Raw genomic sequence first — 10,230 nt, forward strand, 5'->3', positions numbered from 1 at the left:
GCTAACGCTGTCAGGGCTTTTTTTCGTCTGCGGGAAATGCCAAGATGGCATGTATCAGGATATAAGGGAGGGACGACGCAGGATAATGCGTGCCAGCATCATATCAATGAAGTCGTCGACGTCATAACTGCTCAGGCATTTTTGCTCCTCCTCATGGGGAGGTTGGGAGGAGGTTATTAAGCTCAACGCGTCAGCGCGAATCCAATGCCAAAGATGGAATGAGTCAGCACACAGTGAGAGACGAAGCAGAATAATGTGTAGCCTCATATCATTGAGGTTGCCGCCTAATGATCGTCCAGCGTTTGATCAGCTATCAGGGCTTTTTCATCTAGAGAGCGCTGAGGTTAGCGCCTAGCGATGATCCAGACAGCATGTACGATTCCTGGGATGTAGCCCAAAATGGTGAGTAATATGTTTAGCCAGAATGCACCACCGATACCAACCTGTAAAAAGACACCAAGCGGCGGTAAAAGAATGGCAAATAAAATTCTAATTAAATCCATGTCATCTATCCTTACTAATTATGTTTTTTTGATTGCTAAATAAGTCTATCTAGTCGATGTATGATTGGCTAATCAAGTGACAGACTTTTTACGTTTTTTACAAAGATGTGAATAAGTCTTACTTCATAAGCTCGTTTTACTTAGTTTGTGATTGGATATTAATAAACTTGTCTAAAGGGCTGCGGTTTGTTGTGGTGCTAAATAGACCTACTTTCCTGTGGATATGTAAGCTAAAAGAGCTGCAGCTTATTATGTGTGAATTAGCTTCCTTTGATTTTGTCCTAAGTTGGTAGCTGTATACGTCTATAGTTCTATTAAGACTGCTATAAATATCATAAATTTTTTTAGAATGAGCATATTTTATGCTAACCGTTATTCTTGTTTTTTTAGAGGCAATTTTTAGCGAGTATTCTGTGAATAAAATATTAATAGAGTGTTGTTATGCTAGATAAAGAAGTGCAAAAGAAGGCAAATAGAAGAAATATTTTCAAGTTGGTTATCTCTCAGTTTTTAATCAATTTAGGTGATGTTTTGATCAACCCAAAAGTTACCTTGCCGTGGTTGCTACAAAGCTTGGGGGCTCCTTTGTACCTGCTGGGCTGGTTGGTGCCAATACGTGAATCAGGATCTTTGTTGCCTCAGTTGATTATTGCTCATTTTATTTACAAGGTGAAAGTTCGAAAGTGGGTCTGGGTGTTGGGAAGCCTAATTCAATCTCTATGTGTGGTGGTGATAGGGTGCGCCGCTTTGTTGCTAGACGGAGTAAGCGCAGGCTGGGCAATTATTGTTGCATTAATAGTATTTAGTGTAGCAAGGGGGCTTAATTCTGTAGCGTCGAAAGATGTGCTTGGTAAGACTGTTGTGAAAAATAAGCGTGGAAGGGTTGCTGGATGGTCCTCTAGTGCTTCAGGACTTATAACAATAGGTATAGCTGTTTGTACGTTATTTTTCTTCGATAGTATTCAAGGTAATGTGAGCTTTTATATTTGGGGAATTGTTGCAGCTACAATGATTTGGCTATTTGCCGCTTTAATTTATTCTTTGGTGCAAGAGCCTTTAAGTGAAGTTGGAGACAAAGGTGTAAATTTTATTGATGTATTTAAAGAGCTTAGTCTGTTGAGAACTGATTCGGTATTTCGCGAATTCGTTATTGCTCGTTCGTTATTTTTATGTGCGGCTCTGAGTGCTCCTTATTATGTATTGATTGCCCAACAAAGATCCGAAAACGGTGTATTGATTCTAGGTTTATTTATCCTATCGAGTGGTTTGGCTTCCCTGTTATCTTCTCCTTTTTGGGGGTTATTTTCAGACCATTCTAGCCGGAAAGTGATGATGTTTTCTTCTTTATTGAGTGCATTCACTGGTGTGGCTCTATTTTCAACGGTAAAGTTATTTCCTCAGACGAGCTTTACTACATTGCTCATTGTTATTCTGTATTTCGTTTTAAGCGTTGCTCACCAAGGTGTCAGAATTGGTCGTAAAACGTATTTAGTGAATTTAGGCGAGGGAAATAAGCGAACTAGCTATGTATCAGTCAGTAATACTATTATTGGTTTTATATTATTAGCCATGAGTAGTATTAGTTTACTGACTTACTCGATCTCATTAGCATCTCTCGTTTTGGTATTTTCGATAATTACTCTTGCCGGAGTCTATATGGTTATTCGCTTGCCTGAGGTCTAAGAAGCGACACCCTTACTATATATGGGTTCTGTCGCTTCTCTGTGTTCTTGGTTAATTAGGTAATGGAATTGATGGTGCGTGTTTTACGCGATTGAGGACAACGGTTGAGGTCAGGTCTCTGACGCAAGGTAGACTGGCAAGGGATTCACTTAGAAAGGTTGATAGAGTGGGTAGATTTTCGCTAATAATTCGTAGCCAGTAATCTGCTTCGCCGCTCACCGAGTAACATTCTAATATTTGAGGAATGGCTTCAATGGCTTTTTTGAACTCTTGATCTGAATTTTTAATACTTTTATCAAGGGTAATATTTATAAAAGCGGTTACGTGGTATCCCAACTCACTTGCATTAAGTTGAGTGAAGTAAGCTTCAATTAAATTGTTTTGTTCGAGTCTTTGTAGCCTTCTTGAGCATTGGGAAGGGGATAGGTTAACTTGTTCTGATAGCGCGACATTGGTGAGTCTTGCATTGGTTTGCAGGGCTCGAAGTAAGCGCCAATCATAACTGTCTAGTTCAAGATGGTTCATTCAAAGTTCCTTATCAGCATCTAAGTGTACTGTTTTTCTTATATTGAATAAGCTGTTTTCAGCTAGATCAATTAGAATAAGGAGTTTTGTAAAGTAAACAAGTTCAAAAATATTATATTTTCTATTTTTAAAGCGTTTCTGCGGTTTTTTTATTTTTTATCTATTTGGATAGAATTAATTCACTTCGATGTTTGAGCGATAAAAAAAGCCGCTTATCATTTACGATAGCGGCATTTAGTTGTCAGGTTAAGATATATCTAACTTTGGGTGGATATTTATAGCTTGGGTAAGTTTTTAGCTAACCACTCTAAAGCTTCTGGATAAGGCTCTGGAAGATCTAGTTTTGTTAGTGCTGACTCTAATACTGAGTAGCTACCAGAACAAAAATTAAGGTGGCCAACTTTTCTTCCTGGGCGAACTTCCTTTTTGTACCAATAAAGCTCCAAGCCTTGTAAGTTTAGCCAGTCATAGTTTAGATCTACACCAATTAAGTTGACCATCATGCTTTGGTTCTTAACTTCGGCTGGCGCTAATGGAAGGCCTGTGACAGCGCGTACGTGGTTTTCAAACTGACATACGCTTGCGCCTGCTTGTGTCCAATGGCCGCTGTTATGGACCCTTGGAGCTAGCTCATTGATGAGTAGCTCATCTCCTACACGGAAACATTCCATCGCCATTACGCCGACATAGTCTAAAGCCTCCATAAGCTTGCTAAGCATTACTTCTGCTTTACTTTGCAAAGGCTTTAGGCGCTCTAATGGAGAGATGGAGGCGTATAGGATGCCATTAATGTGAAGGTTAAGTGTTAGTGGGTAAAAGTGCGCTTCACCATTTTTACCTCGAACACCGACTAATGAAACTTCTTCATCAAAATTAATGGCTTGTTCTGCAATGGCTTGGCCTTTCCAATCTTCAGGTATCTCAATGCCTTCAGATTGTTTTAACCAATATTGACCTTTGCCATCATAACCACCCCGACGACGTTTCATCAGAATGCGTTCACCTAATGTCTCATAAGCTTGTGCTGCAGAAGAGTCAGCCTCAACAGGAAACCATGGTGCTGTCGCTAGCTCAAGACGGTCTAACCATTGTTTCTGGGTTAGACGATCTGCAAGCTGTGGAAAGGTCGCTAGGTTGACAAAGTTGCTATGTGTAGCAAGTTGTTTGGTGGCTACAGTTTCTGGCCATTCTTCTCTTTCTGCTGTCACAATATCAGTTGGACCTAGTGCTAAGGTCTCGGTTGACTCTATATCAATTGGACGAACATCAACACCGAGTGGGGTTCCAGCTTGTTTTAGCATAGCGCCTAATTGACCTGCTCCTAATACCCATAGAACTGACATAGATTAAGCCTCTCTCGGGTCTGGATTCGCCAATACAGTTTCTGTTTGGTTTGTTCTGAATGCTTCAATTTTTTTAGCAAGTTCAGGGTTAGAAATAGCTAGAATTTGACAAGCCAATAAACCCGCATTGAAAGCACCTGCACTACCAATAGCTAGTGTTCCAACTGCAACACCTTTTGGCATTTGTGCGATAGACAGTAAACTGTCCATGCCGTTTAGGGCTTTGCTTTGTACTGGTACACCTAGCACAGGCAAACGAGTATGAGCTGCAACCATGCCAGGTAAATGAGCTGCGCCGCCAGCGCCGCCAATAATTACCTTAAAACCTTTGTCTGCAGCACTTTCTGAGAATTCTGCAAGTTTGACTGGTGTTCGGTGAGCGGATACCACTTCGACGTGGTAGCTTACGCCAAGAGCGTCCATTATTTCAGCGGCGCCTTCCATTGTCGCCCAGTCACTTTTTGATCCCATTATTAGGGCTACATCTGCTTGCAAAACTCTTCTCCTATAAGTGGTGTTCAACGTGGTGCTGAGGGGCTTATACGTTGAGTCTAATCAGTAAATTTGCCCTGTCTAAACGTGGCCTAACACATTTGTACATGACAATAATTGGCGGCTAATATAGCCGATTTTGAGGAAAACCGCGAGCTTTGAGGAAGCTAGAAATATCTAAGTTGTTTGATAAACAGTAGAAAAAGAAAGAGCGACTAGAGTCGCTCTTGGAGGTATTTTTCATAATCTGGGATTTGTCGCTCAAATTCGCTTTCGAATAAAGGTGACGTCACCAAAAAATTGGCAGAAGAAACGCTACAAGCAATCGGGATGTTCCAAACAGCAGCTACTCGAAGTAGAGCCTTGATGTCAGGATCATGAGGCATTGGCTCGAAAGGGTCCCAGAAAAAAATCAGCACATCAATTTTGCCTTCGGCAATTAGACCTCCAAGTTGTTGGTCGCCACCGAGAGGGCCGCTAATCAGCGAATGTACCGGAACGTTTAATTGCTTTTGCATTAAATTTCCAGTTGTACCAGTTGCCATCAGATTGTGCTTGATTAGTTTTTCTTTATGCTTTTCAGCCCACTCGATAAGAGCAGGCTTCATATTGTCATGAGCAACCAGAGCGACGTTTTTACGCTCCGGTGTCGTGATCGTTTTTTGTTGCAACGTTTTGCTCTTCACTGTGACTTATTCCTCAACAGCACCGACTTTTACGACTTTCATCATATTGGTTGTACCGTAGCTCACCAAGTGATCGCCTTTTGTCACAATCACAAGATCACCGTCTTTGATTAGACCAAGAGACTTCACATGGTCAACTAAGCCAGCAACGATAGTGTCAACGTTAAATTCTTGTGAAGAGAAAGCTACTGGCGTTACGCCACGATAAAGGTTTACTTTATTCAGTGTTGCTTGGTTTGGAGACAATGCATAGATTGGCAAACCAGAGCTAATGCGTGACATAAGAAGTGGTGTAGTACCTGAATCGGTCAAGCTAATAATCGCTTTAACACCTTCCAAATGGTTAGCTGCGTACATAGCTGACATCGCGATCGTTTCATCAATGCTGGTAAAGGTCACATCGATACGGTGCTTAGAACGATTGATTGCTGGTTGCTTTTCAGCGCCCAAGCAAACGCGGTTCATGGTTTTAATTACTTCTTCAGGGTATGCGCCAGCGGCTGTTTCGGCAGAAAGCATGACGGCATCTGTACCATCTAAAACAGCGTTAGCTACGTCAAATACTTCCGCGCGGGTTGGCATTGCGCTAGTAATCATAGTTTCCATCATTTGAGTCGCTGTAATAACAGGGCGGTTCAACTGACGGCAGCGTTTGATCATGTGTTTTTGTACGCCAATCAATTCTGCATCACCAATTTCAACACCTAGGTCACCACGAGCAACCATGACAGCATCAGAGGCTAGAATAATTGCATCTAATGTTTCATTGTCAGCAACCGCTTCAGCACGCTCTACTTTAGAAACGATACCTGCTTTAAGGCCAGCAGCTTCGGCTAGTGCACGAGCTTCGTGAAGGTCGTCTGCACAACGAGGGAAAGAAACAGCTAAGTAATCTGCTTTTAATGCGGCGGCAGTTTTAATATCTTCGCGGTCTTTGTCGGTTAGCGCAGCAGCAGATAGTCCACCACCTTGGCGGTTAATGCCTTTGTTATTAGACAAAGCGCCGCCAACGATGACTTTAGTAATAACTTCTTGGCCTTTCACTTCTAGTACTTCAAGAACAACTCGTCCGTCATCAAGAAGCAAAACGTTACCAGGCTGTGAGTCTTTTGCTAGTTGTGGGTAGTCAATACCAACGCGAGTTTCGTCGCCGTTGTTTTTGTCAAAACCAACATCAAGAATAAAGGTTGCGCCGTCTTTTAGCTCGACCTTGGTGTTTTTAAAGCGAGCGATACGGATTTTAGGGCCTTGTAGATCACCAAGAATCGCCACATGACGACCATTTTTTTGAGCCATTTCACGAACCACTTTAGCTCGTTCGATGTGATCTTCAGGTTGACCATGAGAAAAATTTAGACGGAAAACGTTGGCACCAGCAAGGATCAATTTCTCAATCATTTCTGGAGAGCTGGAAGCAGGGCCTAAAGTGGCAACAATTTTAGTTCTACGAGTCATTTTAAATACCAAAGATTAGAAAGCGTGAAGAGAAGTATAAGAGACGACGAAGGCTGCGTCAGCAGCCTTCGTGTATTTTGACTATTTCGCAGCCATTAATGCGATAGTATTATCAAGCATTCGGTTTGAGAAGCCCCATTCGTTATCATACCAAGCCATAACTTTTACTAATTTACCTTGTACGCGAGTTTGTGTCGCATCGAAATTAGATGTGTAGGCGTTGTGGTTGAAGTCAGAAGAGACAAGAGGCTCATAATTAACATGCAATACTTGCGCGAGAATTGGATCTGCCTTGATAGCGTCTTCAATGATTTTGTTTATTTCTTCTACTGTTGTTTCACGAGGCGCTAAGAAAGTTAAATCTACTAGCGAAACGTTGATAGTCGGTACGCGAACAGAAAGACCATCAAATTTACCAACAAGTGCTGGGATAACAAGGCCAACTGCAGCTGCAGCACCAGTTTTACTTGGAATCATGTTCATTGCTGCCGCACGAGCGCGGTAAAGATCTTCATGATAAACGTCTGAAAGGCGCTGATCATTGGTGTAAGCATGAATTGTCGTCATCAAGCCACTTTCAATACCAAGCTTTTCGCTTAATGGTTTAGCGAATGGCGCTAGGCAGTTGGTAGTACAAGAAGCATTTGAAATGACAGTCATTTTAGATGTTAGTACATCTTGGTTTACGCCGTATACAACAGTCGCATCAACTTCTTTACCCGGTGCAGAAATGATAACTTTCTTCGCTCCAGCAGTGATGTGAGCACTGGCTTTTTCTTTTGTTGTAAAGAAACCTGTGCATTCATAAACGACGTCAATATCTAGCTCAGCCCAAGGAAGGTCTGCAGGATTACGTTCAGAGAAAGTGCGGATTTTATCTTTGTTGATATAAAGCGCTTCTTCATCAAAGGTAACCTCTTCGTTGAAGCGACCGTGGACAGTATCGTATTTCGTTAAATGAGCATTAGTTTTTGAATCACCAAGATCATTAATCGCTACGATTTGGATTTGATCACGCTTGCCTGATTCATACAAAGCTCTAAGCGTATTGCGTCCAATGCGTCCATAACCGTTGATAGCTACCTTAATCGTCATACTCACCTCTAACATAGTGCGAAAGTTGCATGATGTTCGAACTCGAACAACACGCGTTCAATTTTGTTCTTTACGTAAAAATACTACATAAGTAATTTTTTAAGCAAGGATTAGTAACAAATTCCTGTCAATATGATTGTTTTTTGATCATCTATTGATATATGGCTAGCATTGTACAGAATTATGTTACAAAAGTTCGAGTATTTTAGCTGACAGAAAGCATTTTTCGAATTATTTTTGTAAAAAAATTACAAAATATAGTGTTTTTATTGGTTATTTATCTGTTTCAGGCGTGAAATAAATTAAAAATGTAGTAATATTACATAATATTGTAGTGTCAGGCTGTTTGCTGAGATAACTGAATTCAAAAACGGAGAGAAGCATGAATCCGATTGTTGCTAAGGTAACGAACGACATCATTGAACGAAGCAAAGTGTTGCGCGAGCAATACCTTAAAGATATGAAAAAAGCGCAAGAGCAAGGACCGCACAGAGGTAAATTGTCCTGTGGGAATTTGGCTCATGGCTTTGCGGCATGCCAACCTCAAGATAAACAAAAGCTGACTCTAATGGAGGAAGCGAACATAGGTATCATATCTTCTTATAACGATATGTTGTCTGCTCATCAGCCTTACGAAAATTACCCAGATCAAATTCGTGCAGCGGTTAAAGAAATGGGCTCTGTTGCTCAGTTCGCTGGCGGTGTTCCTGCTATGTGTGATGGTGTTACGCAAGGGCAAGACGGCATGGAGCTAAGTCTATTTAGTCGTGACAATATCGCACAAGGTGCAGCAATAGCACTTTCTCATAACATGTTTGATGCGGCTATCTATCTAGGTATTTGTGACAAGATTGTTCCTGGCTTGTTGATTGCTGCACTGCGTTTTGGTCATTTGCCTGCTTTGTTTATTCCAGCAGGGCCAATGCGCTCAGGTATTACTAACGCAGCTAAAGCGGCGGTTCGTCAGCGTTACGCTCAGGGTCAAGCGACTCGTGAGGAGTTACTTGAAGCTGAATCAGCTTCTTATCACAGCGCTGGTACTTGTACTTTTTATGGTACGGCTAACTCAAATCAGCTATTAGTTGAAATTATGGGGCTTCAGCTTCCAGGATCTTCTTTTGTTAATCCAGATGATCCACTACGAGGCGCATTAACTAACTATGCTTCTCAGTTGTCTACCAAGATCACTGCATTGGGTCGAGATTACCGACCTTTATACGAAATAGTCGACGAGCGCAGCATCGTGAATTCGATTGTTGGTTTGTTGGCGACGGGTGGTTCAACTAACCATACGATGCATATTGTCGCTTACGCTCGTGCTGCTGGCATTATTATCACTTGGGATGACTTCTCAGCTCTTTCCAAAGTTGTGCCATCATTGACTAAAATCTATCCGAATGGCCAAGCAGATATTAACCATTTCCACGTGGCTGGCGGTATGGCGTTTCTGGTTAAGCAATTACTGAAAGGTGGTCTATTGCATGAAGATGTAAACACTATCGTGGGTAAAGGTTTAACTCATTACACCAAAGAGCCTTTCTTAGAAGGTGATAATCTTGTGTGGCGTGATGGTACAGATGAAAGCTTAGATATGAATGTTGTGCGACCTATTGATAATCCGTTTAGTAAAGAAGGCGGATTGGCGTTATTGAAAGGTAACCTTGGTCGTTCAGTGATTAAAGTTTCAGCCGTGAAAGATGAAAATCGAATTATCGAAGCACCCGCTGCTGTGTTTCATAGTCAAAATGCATTGGCTGATGCCATTGCAAGTGGTGAATTGAAACGTGACTGTGTGGCTGTTGTTCGTTTCCAAGGGCCTAAAGCATTAGGTATGCCTGAGTTGCATAAGTTGACGCCATACCTTGGTAACTTACAGGATCAAGGCTACCGAGTTGCCTTAGTGACAGACGGTCGTATGTCTGGTGCATCAGGCAAAGTACCTGCTGCAATCCACTTGACGCCTGAAGCATTGGCGGGTGGTCTTATCGCTAAGATCCATGATGGCGACATGATCCGCTTAGATGCAATTGAAGGTACTTTGTCTGTGTTGATCTCAGACGAAGAGCTAAATAAACGCGAAGCAGCACAGCAAGATTTAACCGATTCCCATCAAGGTATGGGGCGTGAACTATTTAGCGCACAACGTATTTTAGTAAGTGGCGCAGAACAAGGTGCTTGCAGCTTGTTTAATGATTAAACCTTTCCTCTGACTACTAACATTTGTTAGTAAATGGTGTTTAGGGGCTTGTTTCAAGCCCCATTTTTTTGCCTGTAATTTGCCTTTCTAGTTTATTGTTTTAACCCTTTTACTCTCTGTTTTACGCATAGTGTATCGATGGATCATCAACCGAGTGCCATCTTAATTCAAATCAAGTATCTATATTTTAAAAATAAAAAAAGGCCCGAATCTGTAGTAGGTGAACTGACCCCATAAAGTTGGACTCTATT

Annotated in this window: 9 protein-coding genes; 2 read left to right on the plus strand and 7 right to left on the minus strand. The window is 41.7% G+C overall.

Annotated features, from left to right (window positions below):
- Window positions 1-344: 344 nt before the first annotated feature.
- Window positions 345-503, minus strand: a complete 159-nt coding sequence (locus TY87_RS22060; protein ID WP_072839487.1) for a YqaE/Pmp3 family membrane protein — start codon at window positions 501-503, stop codon at window positions 345-347.
- A 441-nt stretch (window positions 504-944) separates the two neighbouring features.
- Between TY87_RS22060 and TY87_RS22065 the strand changes: the two genes are divergently transcribed.
- Window positions 945-2,186, plus strand: coding sequence for an MFS transporter (locus TY87_RS22065; protein WP_100188718.1), 1,242 nt, complete (start codon window positions 945-947; stop codon window positions 2,184-2,186).
- Between the two features lie 51 nt (window positions 2,187-2,237).
- On the opposite strand, the gene TY87_RS22070 is transcribed toward TY87_RS22065, so the two are convergent.
- The 6 genes from TY87_RS22070 to gap all read right to left on the minus strand — a co-directional run bounded on the left by TY87_RS22070 (window position 2,238) and on the right by gap (window position 7,782).
- Complete coding sequence (locus tag TY87_RS22070; protein WP_100188719.1) at window positions 2,238-2,711, minus strand: Lrp/AsnC family transcriptional regulator; 474 nt, start codon at window positions 2,709-2,711, stop codon at window positions 2,238-2,240.
- 275 nt (window positions 2,712-2,986) lie between these two features.
- On the minus strand, window positions 2,987-4,054 hold the full coding sequence (gene purK / locus TY87_RS22075) for a 5-(carboxyamino)imidazole ribonucleotide synthase (RefSeq protein WP_100188720.1): 1,068 nt from the start codon (window positions 4,052-4,054) through the stop codon (window positions 2,987-2,989).
- A 3-nt stretch (window positions 4,055-4,057) separates the two neighbouring features.
- Window positions 4,058-4,549, minus strand: a complete 492-nt coding sequence (gene purE, locus TY87_RS22080) for a 5-(carboxyamino)imidazole ribonucleotide mutase (RefSeq protein ID WP_048813927.1) — start codon at window positions 4,547-4,549, stop codon at window positions 4,058-4,060.
- Between the two features lie 212 nt (window positions 4,550-4,761).
- Window positions 4,762-5,232 (minus strand): methylglyoxal synthase, encoded by a 471-nt coding sequence (locus TY87_RS22085; RefSeq protein ID WP_100188721.1) that lies wholly within the window; start codon window positions 5,230-5,232, stop codon window positions 4,762-4,764.
- A gap of 6 nt (window positions 5,233-5,238) precedes the next feature.
- Window positions 5,239-6,687: a pyruvate kinase gene (gene pyk, locus TY87_RS22090; protein ID WP_072839491.1), complete on the minus strand. Its 1,449-nt coding sequence runs from the start codon at window positions 6,685-6,687 to the stop codon at window positions 5,239-5,241.
- A gap of 81 nt (window positions 6,688-6,768) precedes the next feature.
- Window positions 6,769-7,782 carry a type I glyceraldehyde-3-phosphate dehydrogenase gene (gene gap / locus TY87_RS22095; RefSeq protein ID WP_072839492.1) on the minus strand — a complete coding sequence of 338 codons (1,014 nt, stop codon included), beginning with the start codon at window positions 7,780-7,782 and terminating at the stop codon, window positions 6,769-6,771.
- 382 nt (window positions 7,783-8,164) lie between these two features.
- Here gap and edd point away from each other — a divergent pair, with 382 nt between their 5' ends.
- The gene (edd, locus tag TY87_RS22100) at window positions 8,165-9,979 is read left to right on the plus strand and encodes a phosphogluconate dehydratase (protein ID WP_100188722.1); all 1,815 of its coding nucleotides are present in this window, start codon (window positions 8,165-8,167) and stop codon (window positions 9,977-9,979) included.
- The last annotated feature ends 251 nt before the right edge of the window (window positions 9,980-10,230 follow it).

It is taken from the genome of Marinomonas sp. BSi20584 (assembly GCF_002792415.1).
GTDB classification, from domain to species: Bacteria; Pseudomonadota; Gammaproteobacteria; order Pseudomonadales; family Marinomonadaceae; genus Marinomonas; species Marinomonas polaris.